The sequence below is a fragment of the Streptomyces tauricus genome (assembly GCF_014650955.1).
Classification (GTDB): domain Bacteria; phylum Actinomycetota; class Actinomycetes; order Streptomycetales; family Streptomycetaceae; genus Streptomyces; species Streptomyces tauricus.
Genome location: NZ_BMVY01000037.1, coordinates 38,381 through 52,558 on the forward strand (window position 1 = coordinate 38,381; position 14,178 = coordinate 52,558).

14 protein-coding genes are annotated in these 14,178 nt (G+C 70.9%); 5 read left to right on the forward strand and 9 right to left on the reverse strand.

Features of this window, described 5'->3' with window-relative positions; genetic code table 11:
- Positions 1–106: 106 nt before the first annotated feature.
- Both IE278_RS35255 and IE278_RS35260 read left to right on the forward strand, forming a co-directional pair.
- On the forward strand, positions 107–715 hold the full coding sequence (locus IE278_RS35255) for a TetR/AcrR family transcriptional regulator (protein WP_189778634.1): 609 nt from the start codon (positions 107–109) through the stop codon (positions 713–715).
- Positions 716–813: 98 nt separating this feature from the next.
- Positions 814–1,539, forward strand: coding sequence for a DUF2470 domain-containing protein (locus IE278_RS35260; protein ID WP_189778635.1), 726 nt, complete (start codon positions 814–816; stop codon positions 1,537–1,539).
- Between the two features lie 87 nt (positions 1,540–1,626).
- On the opposite strand, the gene IE278_RS35265 is transcribed toward IE278_RS35260, so the two are convergent.
- From IE278_RS35265 to IE278_RS35280, 4 genes are all read right to left on the reverse strand, one after another.
- The gene (locus IE278_RS35265; protein WP_189778636.1) at positions 1,627–2,709 is read right to left on the reverse strand and encodes a hypothetical protein; all 1,083 of its coding nucleotides are present in this window, start codon (positions 2,707–2,709) and stop codon (positions 1,627–1,629) included.
- Between the two features lie 89 nt (positions 2,710–2,798).
- Positions 2,799–4,046 carry an FUSC family protein gene (locus IE278_RS35270; RefSeq protein WP_189778637.1) on the reverse strand — a complete coding sequence of 416 codons (1,248 nt, stop codon included), beginning with the start codon at positions 4,044–4,046 and terminating at the stop codon, positions 2,799–2,801.
- Positions 4,047–4,128: 82 nt separating this feature from the next.
- Complete coding sequence (locus IE278_RS35275) at positions 4,129–4,623, reverse strand: FBP domain-containing protein (protein WP_189778638.1); 495 nt, start codon at positions 4,621–4,623, stop codon at positions 4,129–4,131.
- A gap of 128 nt (positions 4,624–4,751) precedes the next feature.
- Positions 4,752–5,138 (reverse strand): hypothetical protein, encoded by a 387-nt coding sequence (locus IE278_RS35280; RefSeq protein ID WP_189778639.1) that lies wholly within the window; start codon positions 5,136–5,138, stop codon positions 4,752–4,754.
- Positions 5,139–5,328: 190 nt separating this feature from the next.
- Between IE278_RS35280 and IE278_RS35285 the strand changes: the two genes are divergently transcribed.
- A complete protein-coding gene (locus tag IE278_RS35285) occupies positions 5,329–6,288 on the forward strand; it encodes a phosphotransferase family protein (RefSeq protein WP_246571183.1) in 960 nt (319 codons plus the stop codon).
- Between the two features lie 10 nt (positions 6,289–6,298).
- On the opposite strand, the gene IE278_RS35290 is transcribed toward IE278_RS35285, so the two are convergent.
- From IE278_RS35290 to IE278_RS35305, 4 genes are read right to left on the reverse strand one after another with little or no spacing between them, the layout of a single operon-like run.
- On the reverse strand, positions 6,299–7,657 hold the full coding sequence (locus tag IE278_RS35290; protein WP_189778641.1) for a GH1 family beta-glucosidase: 1,359 nt from the start codon (positions 7,655–7,657) through the stop codon (positions 6,299–6,301).
- A gap of 56 nt (positions 7,658–7,713) precedes the next feature.
- Positions 7,714–8,613, reverse strand: a complete 900-nt coding sequence (locus IE278_RS35295; RefSeq protein WP_189778642.1) for a carbohydrate ABC transporter permease — start codon at positions 8,611–8,613, stop codon at positions 7,714–7,716.
- On the reverse strand, positions 8,606–9,595 hold the full coding sequence (locus IE278_RS35300; RefSeq protein ID WP_189778643.1) for a carbohydrate ABC transporter permease: 990 nt from the start codon (positions 9,593–9,595) through the stop codon (positions 8,606–8,608). The genes IE278_RS35295 and IE278_RS35300 overlap by 8 nt, the downstream gene beginning before the upstream one ends.
- Before the next feature lie 7 nt (positions 9,596–9,602).
- On the reverse strand, positions 9,603–10,919 hold the full coding sequence (locus tag IE278_RS35305) for an ABC transporter substrate-binding protein (protein ID WP_189778644.1): 1,317 nt from the start codon (positions 10,917–10,919) through the stop codon (positions 9,603–9,605).
- Positions 10,920–11,087: 168 nt separating this feature from the next.
- Between IE278_RS35305 and IE278_RS42575 the strand changes: the two genes are divergently transcribed.
- Positions 11,088–12,581, forward strand: coding sequence for an ROK family transcriptional regulator (locus IE278_RS42575; protein WP_246571176.1), 1,494 nt, complete (start codon positions 11,088–11,090; stop codon positions 12,579–12,581).
- 195 nt (positions 12,582–12,776) lie between these two features.
- Positions 12,777–13,058 carry a hypothetical protein gene (locus IE278_RS35320; protein ID WP_189778645.1) on the forward strand — a complete coding sequence of 94 codons (282 nt, stop codon included), beginning with the start codon at positions 12,777–12,779 and terminating at the stop codon, positions 13,056–13,058.
- 96 nt (positions 13,059–13,154) lie between these two features.
- Here IE278_RS35320 and IE278_RS35325 read toward each other — a convergent pair whose 3' ends face one another.
- Positions 13,155–14,117: an SDR family NAD(P)-dependent oxidoreductase gene (locus tag IE278_RS35325; protein WP_189778646.1), complete on the reverse strand. Its 963-nt coding sequence runs from the start codon at positions 14,115–14,117 to the stop codon at positions 13,155–13,157.
- Between the last annotated feature and the right edge of the window lie 61 nt (positions 14,118–14,178).

The window sequence follows — 14,178 nt, forward strand, 5'->3', positions numbered from 1 at the left end:
CGCGGATTCAATAGTGTCCGCCAGTCTGGTCCCGCTGTTGAACCGACGTCAAGTAAGCCGTCACGCTCGGCTTCGGACAGGTCGCCGGGCCGAGTACAGTGCGGGCATGGCCGCCAAGGAGGGGGAGCGCACGCGTCGTCGGCTCAGCACCGAGGAGCGCCGGGAGGAACTGCTCACCGCCGGGGCGCGGTTGTTCTCGGAGAGCCCGTACGACGACGTCTGGATCGAGCAGGTGGCCGAACTCGCGGGCGTCTCACGCGGGTTGCTCTACCACTACTTCCCGACCAAGCGGGACTTCTTCGCGGCCGTCGTGGAGCGCGAGAGCAGACGCATGCTGCGGGTCACCGCCGCCGTGCCCGGTGTGCCCGTGCGGACGCAGATCGACGCCGGGCTCGACACCTTCCTGGAGTACGTCCAGAAGCACGCGCACGGCTTCCGCGCCTTCCATCGCGCCGAGGCGGCGGGGGACCAGGCCGTCCGGAAGGTGTACCGGGAGACGCTCGCCGCACAGCAGCGGCAGATCCTGGAGGCGCTGGCCGCCGACCCGGAGACCGCCTGGACCGAGGACGACCTGCCGGTCCTGCGGATCGCCGTGCGGGGCTGGCTGGCCTTCATGGCGGCCGCCTGTCTGGAGTGGCTCAAGGAGCCGGACCTCTCCCGGGAACAGGTGCGCGATGTCTGCGCGAGAGCCCTGCTCGGAGCCGTACGTCCGTGAACTCGGCGTCACAAAGGTGCCGCGAGCGGCGCCGCGTGGTTGGCGTACACCCCGATCTTCGGTAGGTTAGGCAAGGCTTACCTAAGGGAGGTTTTGGGATGGGTGACCGTCACAGCTGGACGGCCGCACCGGCCACGGCACAACGTGCCCGCTCGGTGCTCGCCGCGGCGTGGTCCTGCGCGGTGACCGCGGAAGGCGGTCGGGAGGAGTTCATCGGCGTACACACCGTCGCGGAGGACGGCCGGGTGCTGCTGCACCTGCCCGACGACAGCGCGCTCACCACGGCCGCGATCTGCGCGCCGCGCGGAGAGCCGTCCGCCGTACTGGAGTTCGCCGACGTGGCGCCCGTCCCGGTCCGCAACCGCATCCGCTCGCGCCTGTGGATGGCGGGCTGGTTCGCGCCCGAGGACGACCACCTGACGTTCCGCCCGACCCGCGCCGTGCTGCGCGAGGCCGGCGGAGCGGTCGTCGTCGACCTCGACGAGTACGCCGCCGCCGAGCCCGACCCGCTGGCCCTCGCCGAGGCGCAACTGCTCACCCACCTCGCCGACTCGCACCCGGACGCCGTCGAGCGGCTGACCCGTCTCGTCGAGCCGGACTGCCTGCACGGCGCCGTCCGGGTGCAGCCGCTCGCCGTCGACCGCCACGGGCTGACGCTGCGCATCGAGCGCCTTCGCGGCCACGGCGACGTACGACTGCCGTTCCACCGGCCCGCGGACGACGTCGGACAGCTCACCGAGCGCATGCACATCCTGCTCACGCAGGCGAGCGGCGCGAACTGCCCGCGCGCACTGCAGCGGCAGCGTACGGAGGGCGACGGCTAGAGGGGTTGGAAGGGCTGGCGGGAGGGTCATGGCTGACGCGAACGCGCCCGCCGCGTGCCCAGGCCGCCGACGGGGCCGGGGCCGGGCTCACCAGTCCCCGTCGCCGACCGGTTTGCCCGGTGCGTCTCCCAGCGGCTTCACCTGACCCGGCGACGGCGGCTGCCACGGTGTGTGGTCGTCGCCGAGCCAGTCACCGACCGGCTTGACCGCGCCGAGTTCGTCCGTGGGGTCGAGATCCGCGGCGTCCTGGTCGTAGTAGTCGAACCAGGGCAGCCCGGCGCGCGTGTAGGCCGCGCGGTCGACGGGGGACGGCGGGGGAGCCTCACCCGTGATGCGCCGCCACTCCGGCGGCGTCACGAGATGGACGAAGACCCGTCCGGACGCGGTGGCCGACCAGTCCGACAACGGGCGTTCGTCCCGGTAGACCTCCTGGCGCATCGAACCGCCGACGCCCAGACCCATCGCCCCCGAGGCGCGGGGCGGAGCGGCGGCGGGAGCGGCCGGCATCGCGCCGCCCGGCTGCGGCATGCCACCGGGCACGGCCATGGGCGCTGCCATGGGCGCCGGGGCGCCGTAGCCGCCCGACGCCATCCATGTCCGGCGGCGTGCCTCCTCCTCCGCCTGCCGGCGCTGCTCCTCACGCCACGCCCGCAGCGCGGTGTCGGTCAGCGGGAACGACTGGAGCTGTACGCCGCCCCACACCTCCTCGCCGGTCACCTGGCCCTCGACCGTCGCGCCCAGCCCGAGCGGCACCGCCACGAACTGACGGACCGTGCCCTTGCCGGAGTTGATGCCGTCGAGCCACGGCTGGCGGGGCAGCACCACGTAGTTCTGCGGATTCCGGGCCGGCCGGGGGCTCCACGGCTTGCCGGACACCGCGCACACCTTCCCGGCGCCCACCTGGAGGGCCGCCGGTTCCGTCGTACCGCCGAAGCTCAGCCACATCGCCTCGCGCAGATAGACCGGCAGCATCACTCCGCCGCGGGCCAGCCACTCGGCGGGCACCGTCTCCGGGTGGTCCTCCACGCGCCGCAACGGGAACTCGCCGAGCCCCGGAGGCAGCGCGTGCGTACCCGTCTCGGGCAGCCGCAGGGTACGGATGAACCGGACCCGCACACCGCCCGCCAGCAGCAGTGAGTTCCCGTCGATCCGCACGCCGCCGTCGGCCATCCGCACTCCCTTGTCGCGTCTTTCGTGTCTGTCGCGTCTGTCGCAGGTATCGCCACCCGGGCAGGCCGCCCCGCCGCCGTGAAGGTACGTCACGTAGCACGACGTGCGGGGGCCTTGCGGTTCCGTCGTGCGCGGCGCAGGCGCCTGCCGAGGCGGTCCAGCCGGGGCATGCGCTCGCGCTGTTCGCGCGTACAGCGGTCCAGCTCCTCCAGCAGGCGGTGGGAGCGGTGCTCCATGTCGAGTTCGTCGAGCATCCGGGTGACCTCGGTGACCACGGCGCCGTACAGCTGCCATTCGTGCGCGTCGCGCTGCACCTCCTCCAGGAGGAGCTGCGCCAGCTTGTCGCGGGTGGCCGTCGCAGCGGTGAGTTCGTGGGCGAGCCGGGACTCCGCCGACTCGGCGCTGCGGCTGACGTCGGTGGTGACCAGCACGGCGAAACTGACGACGGCGTCCCCGACCTCCGACAGGAGCTGCTCGAAGACCTCCCCGATCCGTGACTCGAACAGCGGCTCGGGGTCGCGTTCCTTGGCGAGGTCGGTGAGGGTGCGGGTGAGCACCCGCAGCACCACCGTGCAGATCTCCAGCGTGTCGAGGCCGGTGCGCAGGACGACCCGGTGCAACAGGCCCTCCCGTACGCGCGGGTTGAGCCGCAGGCTGTCCTCGGCCTGTTTGAGGGCCGCGTCCACCTCGACGATGTCGTGGTCGAGCCGTCGTGCCTCGTGGAGACTCTCCGCCGCGACGGCCACCTCTGTGCGGCCGGCCGCCTCGTCGCCGACGCGCCGCATCAACCGCCGCATCCGGCGTGCCAGATCCTCGATGGACTCACCGGCGGCGCCGACCCACACCGGGGGAGCGAACAGCAGATTGCAGCCGAGGCCGACCACGGCGCCGATCACCGTCTCCAGGATCCGGGCCCACGCCGTGTCGCCGATCCGCGTGACGCCGAGGACCAGCATGGCGCTGATCGCCACCTCAGGCACGAACTCGCTGACCCGCACCAGGTGCCCGACGGCCAGCGCGGCCAGGATGAGCAGTCCGAGGCTCCACCAGGTCAGCCCCACCAGGGCGCTGAAACCGATGGCGACGAGGACACCGGCCACCACGGCGTTCACACGCCGGATGCCGGTGGTGAGGGTCGCGTAGAGCGTGACCTGGACGACGAGGAGCGCGGTCAGGGGAGCGGTGAGCGGCGCCGCCTCGGGGCTGAAGTGCAGAGCGACCACGTACGCCACCGTCGCGGCCGCCGCCGACCTGACGGACTGGACGATCACGGGTTGTTGCCGCCACTTCGTCACCTGGGCGGTACCGGCGGCCCACACTTCACGTACATCTCGCATCCTTGGCCACTTCCCGTTCGACGACCGCATCGAACGCGAACGGAGTGATCAGCTCCGCCGAGGGTGCCGACCGTCCGGTCGGTCAGGAGTGCAGCCGGTCCAGGAAGGCCGACAGATGGCCGTTCATACGGGCGATCTGCTCCTCCACGGTGAGGCTCTCCTCGAAGCGCGCTCCGGGTCCGGGCAGCTTCTTGCCGCGTACGTAGAGGGAACAGGCGAGGTCGGCGCAGATGTAGACGCCGACCGAGTTGCCCTCGCGGCCGGCCGGGCCGACCTTGCGGGCGGTCATCAGGTTGACGCCGTTTCCCGGGTGAGTGGTCAGGCACAGCGAACACATGCTGCGGTGCATGAAGCCTCGCTGCTGCGAGGGGAAGCGCAGGGTCACGCCGACCGGGCCGCCCGACCGCTCGGTCACCAGGTAACTGCGGTCGGGCGCTCCGGGGTCGCGCCAGCCCAGGAAGTCCAGAACGTCCCACGGCCGGTCCGCCAGGTCGTGCGGTACGAACAGGCGCTTGGCCTCTCCCTTGGAGCAGTTGACGAACGAACTGCGGATGTCCTGCTCGGTGAGCGGCTTCATGGCGGGGGTCTCCTGGCGGGTCGTGGGGCGGCGCGAAGGCCGAACCTAGGGTCACTAGGTTATGGCCTAGGCTACGTAGCCGATCCGGGGAGAGCCAATGTGTTTTTGTGGAGGGCGTTCGGAAGGGGTTACGCGTCGCCGCCGAGGTCCGGGTCGGGGCCGGCGGCCGAGTCCGTGTTGGACAGGCGGAGTGCGAGGGCGCGCAGGAGATCGGTGCTCTTGATCTCGGTGCGTTCCGTGTCATGGATGTCGGCGAGTTCCGAGAACAGGAAGGCGAAGGCGCCGACCAGGGAGATGGCGGCGGGCATCAGCGCGTCGACGACTGCCTGGCCGGCCTCGGCGGGGGTCGCGTCGCCGGGGACCTCCACCGACGGGAAGACCTCCGTCACGAGGCGGCCCAGTTGGGCCTCGCCGGCGTCTATGTCGACCTCGGTGTCCGCGTTGAGCCTGCGCACCATTTCCTGGGTCTCGGTCAGGACGCCGATCGCTCGGAGGATGATCTCGCTCTGTTCCATGCGGGGAGCTTATGCGGTGCGCATCTTCGGGCGTGGGGGTGTGCGGGTTCGTTGTTGCTGGTTGCGCCGTTCCCCGCGCCCCTCAAAGACTGCGCCGTTCCCCGCGCCCCTGACAGACCAAATATTGCGCCGTTCCCCGCGCCCCCGGGGAGCGGCCCTCGTGGGGCGTGGTGTGCGTACGCTGGGTGGTGTGGTGGAGGAGCGGGTGGGGCGGGTTTTGGGGGCGGCCGGGATTTCCTCGGGGCGCCTCGATCGGTGTCGGGTGCTCAGTGGTGGGACGTACAACACCGTTGAGGAGGTGCTGCTCACCGACGGCAGCCGGTACGTGTTGAAGACCCCACCGCCGCCAGACGTTCCCGGGTTGAGCCACGAGCGTGAGCTCCTCGTCTCCGAGGCGGAGTTCTACCGCGCGGCCGCCACCGTCGGTGTGCCCGCACCCCGCGTCGTGGGTACGCCGACCAGCCGCCATCTGCTGATGACGGCCTGTCCAGGCGACATGTGGGACGACCGTTTCACGGCGGTCGAACAGGCGTCCCTGCGCGCGGAGTCGGGGGTCCTCGTGGCCCGGCTCCACCAGGTGACCGGTCCCGGCTTCGGGTATCCGTCCGGTGCCCTCGGCCCCCTCTCCGCCGACTGGCGCACCGCCTTCACCACCATGTACGCGGCCGTCCTGGACGACGCCCGGCGGTACGGAGCCTGGCTGCCCCGCCCGCCGGACGACATCGCCCGTACGGCCGCGTCCGCGTACGGGGCCCTCGACGAGGTGACCGTCCCGCGGCTGGTCCACTTCGACCTCTGGCGCGGGAACATCCTCGTCGAACGCCCGGCCGGTCGCGGTGAGCCCAGGATCGGCGGGCTGATCGACGGCGAGCGCATGCTCTGGGGCGACCCCCTGGCGGACTTCGTGTCCCTGGCGCTGCTCGACGACATCGAGAAGGACAGGGACTTCCTGGCGGGGTATCAGGAGGGTGGCGGACGGGCCGAGTTCACCGACCCGGCCCGCCGCCGTCTCGCCCTCTACCGCAGCTACCTCTACCTGATCATGCTCACCGAGACGGTCCCCCGGGCCATGGGGGCCGAGCGCGACGCCTGGCTCCGGGACGCGGTGGCCCCGGAACTGGTCGCGGCACTCGACGAGTTGGCCCGGTAGGCGTCAGGCGTCAGGCGGCCTTGCGCTGCCCCCCGCCGTGCTCCCGGACGATCTCGGCGTACCGGCGCCCGCTGCCCTTCACCGTGCGCCGCTGCGTCCGGTAGTCGACGTGGACGAGGCCGAACCGCTTGTCGTAGCCGTACGCCCACTCGAAGTTGTCCAGCAGCGACCACGCGAAGTAGCCCGCCAGCGGAGCCCCCTTGCGGGCCGCGGAGGCGCAGGCCGCCAGGTGCTGTTCGAGATACAGGGTGCGCTCGGGATCGTGGACGGTGCCGTCGGGGCGTACGACGTCCGGGTAGGCGGAGCCGTTCTCGGTGACGTACAGCTTCCGGGCGCCGTACTCGTCCGTGAGGCGCAGCAGCAGGTTCTCGATGCCGGCCGCGTCGATCTCCCAGTCCATGGCCGTGCGCGGCACCCCGTGCCGGCGGACGGCGTCGGCGTACGGGGCCGGGCCAGTCGGGTCGTCCGCGATGGCCGACGGGAAGTAGTAGTTGAGCCCCAGCCAGTCCAGCGGCTGGGCCATCGTCTCCAAGTCACCCGCCTGCTCGGGAAGTTCGACTCCGTACACCTCGCGCATGTCCGCCGGGAAGCCGCGGCCGTGGACCGGGTCGAGCCACCAGCGGTTCGTGTGGCCGTCCATGCGCCGGGCCGCCGCGATGTCCTCGGGGCGCTCGGTGGCGGCCTCGATGTAGGACAGGTTGTTGACGATGCCGACCTGGGCGCCGGGGGCCGCGGCGCGGATCGCCTGGGTGGCGAGGCCGTGGCCGAGGAGCAGGTGGTAGGAGGCGCGGACCGCCGCCGTGAGGTCGGTCAGGCCCGGTGCCATCCGGCCCTCCAGGTGGCCGATCCAGGCAGAGCACAGCGGCTCGTTGAGGGTCGTCCAGTGCTGGACGCGGTCGCCGAGGCGCTCGGCCACGACCGTCGCGTACGCCGCCAGGTGGTGGGCCGTGTCGCGTTCGGTCCAGCCGCCCCGGTCCTGGAGCACCTGCGGAAGGTCCCAGTGGTACAGGGTGACCGACGGGGTGATGCCGGCCTCCAGCAGACCGTCGATCAACGCGTCGTAGAAGTCCAGCCCCTTGGCGTTCGCGGGGCCGTCGCCGCCCGGCACGACCCGAGGCCAGGCGATCGACAGCCGGTACGCGTTGGTGCCCAGTTCCTTCATGAGGGCGATGTCCTCGCGCCACCGGTGGTAGTGGTCGCAGGCCACATCCCCGTGGTCGTCGCCGTCCACCTTCCCCGGTGTGTGCGAGAAGGTGTCCCAGATGGAGGGTGAACGGCCGTCCTCGGCGACGGCACCTTCGATCTGGTATGCCGAGGTGGCCGTGCCCCACACGAAGTCCTGGGGGAGTGCGGCGAGATCGATGGTCACAGAAGTCCTCTCGGGACGGTCGGAACGGGGGGAGTCGACTGGCGGCTGGGCGATGGTCACTTGACGGCCCCGGCGGTGAGTCCGGCGACCAGATAGCGCTGGAGCAGCAGGAACCCGGCGACCACCGGCACGCTCACCACGAGGGAGGCGGCCATGACCTGGTTCCAGTACACGTCGTTCTGGGTGGCGTAGCCCTGGAGGCCGACGGCGAGTGTGCGGGTGGTGTCGTTGGTCATCACCGACGCGAACAGCACCTCGCCCCACGCCGTCATGAACGCGTACACCGCGACGGCGACGATCCCGGGCACGGCCGCGGGCACGACGACCCGGAAGAGCGCGCCGAGCGGCCCGTTGCCGTCCACCATCGCCGCCTCGTCGAGGTCACGCGGCACGGACTCGAAGTACCCGATGAGCATCCAGATCGAGAACGGCAGCGAGAACGTCAGGTAGGTGAGGATGAGACCGATCCGCGAACCGAAGAGCGCGATGCCGGTGGCGTTGCCGATGTTCACGTAGATCAGGAACAGCGGGAGCAGGAACAGGATCCCGGGGAACATCTGGGTGGACAGCACGGTCACGGTGAACAGGCGTTTTCCGCGGAAGCGGTAACGGCTCACCCCGTACGCGGCGAAGATCGCGATCACCACCGACAGGACCGTCGCCGCGCCCGCCACGATCAGCGAGTTGACGAAGTACTTCGCCAGCGGAACGGTCGACCAGATGTCGATGTAGGGGCGGATCGTCAGCCCGCTGGGCACCCAGCGGAACTCGCCCGACACATCCTCCAGCGGCTTCAGCGAGCTGGACAGCATCACGTACACCGGCAGCAGCACGAAGCCGGTGAGCAGGGTGAGGAAGATCCGGCGCGACCAGACGAACGAACGGGGCGCGGCCATCGGCGAGCGCCGCGCCCTCACCGGCTTGGCGGTCAGCTCCGCCGTGGTGGTCCTAGGCATCGGCCGCCCTCCGTCCACGCGAGGTCAGGACGAGATAGACACCCGTCACGACCAGCAGGAACAGCAGAAGCAGCACGGACATCGCGGATCCCGTCCCGAAGTTCCACGTCACGAACGACGACTGGTAGATATGGATCGAGATCAGGTCGGCCGCCTCCGGCGCCGCCTTGCCGAACAGCACGTACGGCGTGTTGAAGTCGTTGAACGTCCACAGGAAGAGCACGAGGACCAGCACCTGGTTGACCGGGCGCAGCGACGGCAGCGTGATGCGGCGCAGTTGCTGGATCATCCCGGCCCCGTCGATCGAGGCCGCCTCGTACAGCTCCTTGGGGATGTTCTGCAGGCCCGCCATCACGATGAGGAAGGCGAACGGCCAGCCCTTCCACACCGACACGACGAGCAGCGCGACGAAGCTGTTGTCGCCGATCAGCCAGAAGGACGGGCTGTCGGTGAGGCCCAGCTGGTCGTGCAGCACATGGTTCACCAGGCCGTTGTCCCGCTGGAACATGAACGCCCAGGTGATGACGGCCGCGTACACGGGAAGCGCGTACGGGACGAGGAACACGGCCCGCAGGAAGCCCCGGCCGCGGAAGTTCTCCTGCATGTACACCGCGGCCGTCGTACCGAGCAGCCAGCACAGGCCGACGGACAGCACGGTGAACGCGCAGGTGACGAAGAACGAGTGGAGCAGCGCCTTGCCGATGGGCGCGTCGAAGTCCACGGACAGGCTGTAGTTGTCGAAGGCCGCCCAGGGCGCGGCGCCCCAGTCGCGGATGTAGAACTGCGTGAGCTCCTTGAAGCTCATGACGATGCCGATCACCATCGGCACCAGATGGACGAGGAGTTCGAGCAGCAGGGCGGGCAGCAGGAGCAGATACGGCAGGGCGATCCGGCGTACCCGCCCGGTGCGGCGGCGCGGGGCAGGCGCCGTCGCACCGGGCGGTGCTTCCTTCCCGACCGCGGGTTCAGCGGTCACGGTCATCGAACGCTCACTTCTTCGGCATCTGCTGCTGGGCCTCGTCGAGCTTCTCCTTGACGGAGGCCGTGGTCACCGGTCGGCCGGCCGCGGCCTCGGCGAAGAGCTCCTTCACGGCCGTGCCGACCGCCGTCTCGAACTGCGACTCGTTCGCCACCTGCGGCAGCGGGGCCGCGCTCTTGGCGAGGGTGTCCCGGATGACCTTCAGGGCGGGCGTGTTGAAGGCGGGGTCCTGCTGGGCCGCCTTGACCGGCGGGATGGACCCGTAGGTCTTGTTGAGGATCGTCTGCTCGTCCACGCTGGTCATGAAGTTCACGAACTTCATGGCGCCGTCGACGTTGTCGGTGTTCTTGAAGACGGCCATGTTGATGCCCGCCACCATCGAGTTGACGGCCGTGTCGGCGCCCGGAGCGCCGGACTGGACCGGCACCGGCGCGACACCCCACTCGTCGTCGCTCATGCCGTGGGCCTTGAGCGTGGCCGCCGCGGTCTGCCACATCACCATCGCCGTCTTGTCCTTGGCGAAGTCCTGGAGGGACTGGTTCTGCGCGTACTCGGCGTTGCCGGGCGCGATGACCTTGTCCTTGCCCATCAGGTCGACGTACTGCTTGACCGCCGCCACGGCCCCGTCGGACGTGAAGTCGGGCTTGCCGTCGGCGTCGAAGAAGTCGGCGCCGTGCTGCTTGGCGAGGACGAAGACGTGGTGGATGTTCTCCGACAGGTTCGCACCCTCGGCGCCGAGCGCCCACTTGTCGTCCTTGGAGATCTTCTTCCCGTCGGCGACCAGCTCGTCCCAGGTGGCGGGCGGCCCGGCTATCCCCGCGTCCTCGAACATCTTCTTGTTGTAGTAGAGCGCATACGCCATCGAGTACAGCGGGACCGCCGCCGGGTCGGAGCCGGTCTCGCCCGCCGAGCCGAGTGCCGACTCGACGAACCGGTCCTTGCCGCCGATCTTGCCGAAGTTCTTGGCGTCCCAGGGCAGCAGGGCCCCGGTCGCCTGGAGCGAGGCGGACCAGGTGTTGCCGATGTTCAGGACGTCCGGGCCCTGCCCCGACGTGGCCGCGGCGAGGATGCGGTTGAGGAGGTCCGACCAGGGGATGACCTCCAGCTTCACCTTGATGCCGGTCTGCTTCTCGAACTTCTTCAGCTCGGGAGTGAGGATCTTCTTGTCGGCCTCGATGCTCGGGCCCTGGTTGGATGCCCAGTAGGTGAGCGTCTTCGGCGAGTCGTTGGACCCGCCGTCCGTCGACGAGCCACCGCCGCACGCGGTCACGGCGGCCAGCAAGGAGACAGTGACCGCGCTCGCGGCCGCGGCTCGGGTTCTGCGCATGACGTCAGGCGTCCCTTCCGGAGGGAAAACAGAGGATCGTCCCGTGTTCACTTCCCGAACGACCCTCACGGCTTAATTTAGGACGTGAGTTAAGACCCGGAAGAAAGTCGCGTCAAGGGATCGCGCAGCGGTATCTTGCAGGTCGGGGGTACGGCGGGAAGGGAACACATGGCGGGGCGGAACGGGCGAACGGTACGTGACCTGCGACGAGGCAATCGCACGGCCGTGCTGAGAAGGCTCTACTTCGACGGACCGATGAGCCGGTTCGAACTCGGACCTGCCACCGGGCTCAGCTCCGGCTCCATCAGCAACGTCGTCGCCGAACTCGTCGCCGACGGCCTGGTGGAGGAGGCGGGCAGCGTCGACTCCGACGGCGGCAGGCCCCGCACCCTGCTCCGGGTCGCCCCCGCCAGCGGCCACATGATCGGCGTGGACGTCGGCGAGACCCGCGTCCGCGTCGAGCTCTTCGACCTGTCACTCGCCGAACTCGCCCGCACGGAAAGGCCGTTGGAGCACCAGGGTTACGACGTCGACGTCATCGTCGGCCACATCCGCGACGGCGTCGCCGAGGTCCTGGCCACCGCCGGCATCGCCCCCGAGCGGCTGCTGGGTGTCGGCATCGGCGTACCCGGCATCGTGGAACGCACCGCGGCCGAGGGCGCCGTCGTGCACGGCCAGACCATCGGCTGGCCCGCCGTCCCGCTGGAGTCCCTGCTCCGCGCCGCCTGCGGGCTCCCGGACTCCGTCCCGTACTTCACCGACAACGGCGCCAAGACCCTGGGCCAGGCCGAGATGTGGTTCGGCGCGGGACGCGGCGCGCGCAACGCGGTCGTGGTCCTCTTCGGCTCCGGCGTCGGCGCCAGCCTCGTCTCCGACGACGTGGAACTGGGCCGGGCCGTGGAATGGGGCCACCTCACGGTACGGGTCAGGGGGCGCCGCTGCCGCTGCGGCGCACTCGGCTGCCTGGAGGCGTACGCCGGGGCCGAGGCCCTGCTGGAACGCTGGGAGGAGGCCGGGGGACGGCCCCCGAAGGGGGTCGACGAGGAGACCGCGCTCACCGCCATGCTCGCGGCCGCGTACCCGGCTGACGGGGCGGGGGGCGATGGCACGGGGGCCGACGGCCCAGGGGTCGGTGGCGCTTCGACCGGTGGGGCGGTGACCGTTGGCGCCTCGACGGGTGGTGCTTCGACAGCCGGCACGGCTACGGGTGGCACGGCCGGCGCCGGCACGGCGACCGGTGCAACGGCGACCGCCGGCGCGGTGACCGGTGGCGGGGCCGCCGGTGGCACGGCCGCCGACCCGGTGGCGCTGGCCGTGCTGGAGGAGACGGCCGAGTACCTGGGCGCGGGCCTCTCCGACCTGATCAACCTCTTCCAGCCCGAACGCATCCTCATCGGCGGCTGGGCCGGACTCCAGCTGGGCTCACGCTTCCTGCCCGCCGTCCGCGCCCACGCCGTCTCGTACGCGCTGCGCCACCCGGCCGAACGGGTCACCATCGAGCTGGGCGCCCTCGGACCCGACGCGGTCACGGTCGGCGCGGCGATCCTGCCGCTGGCCGACTTCTTCGCACGCGGCGGACGCCGCGCGGGCACGGGACCGGGCTCGGGGGACACGCCGCCGCCCGCTTGGCGCGCGGCCCTGGAGGAACGCGCTCCGCACTGACGCGCGGAGCGCGCGAAGATCGTGCGGCGAGAGCGAGGCCGTGCGCCCCGCGCCCTGCCCGGACGCCCCGCGCCCTGCCCGGCGAGCGCTCCGCACCGGCGTCCGGGGGTTTGCCGATCCGTTCCGGCAGGTACCCGCACCCTGGCCGACAAGGGATTTCCGCCCCACGAGGCCCGACGAGGAGGGGAGCGCACCGTGAGCGAATACGGGACCAGGACGCCCGAGGAGAACGACGGCCCCGTGCCGCGGGACCTGCCGGACCAGCAGGTGCAGGAGGGCGAGGACCCCTGGGACGTCGTCACACCGCCCGAGTCCGGGCCGAGCGAGGACTCCGACGGGGCAGTCGAGGCCGCCGGTGGCGAGAAGGCCGGGACCGGTGTCCCCGACACCGACGAGGCGGGCACCGGCCGGCAGGGTGAATCCAGCACGAGCACCGTCCACCCCGAGGACCCGGAGCCGGAGGAGTCGCCCGCCTGAGCCGATCGGGCCCTGGACAGGGTGAGGGCGCGGTCGCGCGGACGCCCTGTCCAGGAAGGACGCCCTGTCCGGGAACGGACGGGAAGGAACGTCGGCTCAGGCGAAGGCGTTCACGCCGGTGAGTTCCGCCGACAGGTCCCACAGACGGGCCGCGGACGCCGGGTCGATCGCGTACTCGCGTACGCCGACCCGCGTACCGTCGGCCGGGGCGAGCTCGGCGATGTCGCAGTCCTCGCAGTAGACGCCGCCCATGCCGGACAGCTGCGGGGAGGTCGCCGCCCACACCTGGGTGGCCGCGCCCTGCTCGGGGCTCTTGAAGCCCTCGGGGTTCAGCGGGGTGCCGTTCTCGTCGATCCAGCCGCGCTCGACCATCTCCTGCTTGGGCAGGTGCCGCTGGAGAGGCGTGAGGATGCCGCCCGGGTGCAGCGCGAAGGCCCGTACACCGGAGTCCTTGCCGAGGGCGTCGAGCCGCACGGCGAACAGGACGTTGGCCGTCTTCGCCTGTCCGTACGCCTCCCACTTGTCGTAGGTGCCGTGGTTCCAGTGCGGGTCGTCCCAGCGGATGTCCGAGGTGTGGTGGCCCGTCGAGGAGACGGAGACGATCCGGGCACCGCCCGGCGCGATCGCCGGCCAGAGTCGGTTGACCAGGGCGAAGTGGCCCAGGTGGTTGGTCGCGAACTGGGCCTCCCAGCCGGGGCCGACGCGGGTCTCGGGGCAGGCCATGATCCCGGCGTTGTCGATGACGAGGTCGACGGTGCGGCCGGAGGCGAGGAACCGGTCGGCGAACGCGCGAACGCTCTCCAGGTCGCCGAGGTCCAGCTCGTCCACCTCGACGCCGTCGATACCGGCGACCGCCTCCTCGGCGACCGCCGGGCGTCGCGCGGGAACGACGACCCGGGCACCCGCCTTGCTGAGCGCCCGCGTCGTCTCCAGGCCGAGACCGGAGTACCCGCCGGTGACGATCGCCAGCTTGCCCGTGAGGTCGATGCCGGCGAGTACGTCGTCCGCGGTGCTGTGCCGGTCGAAGCCCGAGCCGATCTTGTGCTGTGCAGTGGTCATACGCACGACGCTACGGATTGGAGCGCTCTCGAAGTCAAACGACGCCCCCCAAGGAACAGAA

What these genes read in the sequence shown, in the direction of transcription:
- IE278_RS35255 (WP_189778634.1), top strand. Translation starts at nt 107, where the DNA reads ATGGCCGCCAAGGAGGGGGAGCGCACGCGTCGTCGGCTCAGCACCGAG.
- IE278_RS35260 (WP_189778635.1), top strand. Translation starts at nt 814, where the DNA reads ATGGGTGACCGTCACAGCTGGACGGCCGCACCGGCCACGGCACAACGT.
- IE278_RS35265 (WP_189778636.1), bottom strand. Translation starts at nt 2,709, where the DNA reads ATGGCCGACGGCGGCGTGCGGATCGACGGGAACTCACTGCTGCTGGCG.
- IE278_RS35270 (WP_189778637.1), bottom strand. Translation starts at nt 4,046, where the DNA reads ATGCGAGATGTACGTGAAGTGTGGGCCGCCGGTACCGCCCAGGTGACG.
- IE278_RS35275 (WP_189778638.1), bottom strand. Translation starts at nt 4,623, where the DNA reads ATGAAGCCGCTCACCGAGCAGGACATCCGCAGTTCGTTCGTCAACTGC.
- IE278_RS35280 (WP_189778639.1), bottom strand. Translation starts at nt 5,138, where the DNA reads ATGGAACAGAGCGAGATCATCCTCCGAGCGATCGGCGTCCTGACCGAG.
- IE278_RS35295 (WP_189778642.1), bottom strand. Translation starts at nt 8,613, where the DNA reads ATGCCTAGGACCACCACGGCGGAGCTGACCGCCAAGCCGGTGAGGGCG.
- IE278_RS35300 (WP_189778643.1), bottom strand. Translation starts at nt 9,595, where the DNA reads ATGACCGTGACCGCTGAACCCGCGGTCGGGAAGGAAGCACCGCCCGGT.
- IE278_RS35305 (WP_189778644.1), bottom strand. Translation starts at nt 10,919, where the DNA reads ATGCGCAGAACCCGAGCCGCGGCCGCGAGCGCGGTCACTGTCTCCTTG.
- IE278_RS42575 (WP_246571176.1), top strand. Translation starts at nt 11,088, where the DNA reads ATGGCGGGGCGGAACGGGCGAACGGTACGTGACCTGCGACGAGGCAAT.
- IE278_RS35325 (WP_189778646.1), bottom strand. Translation starts at nt 14,117, where the DNA reads ATGACCACTGCACAGCACAAGATCGGCTCGGGCTTCGACCGGCACAGC.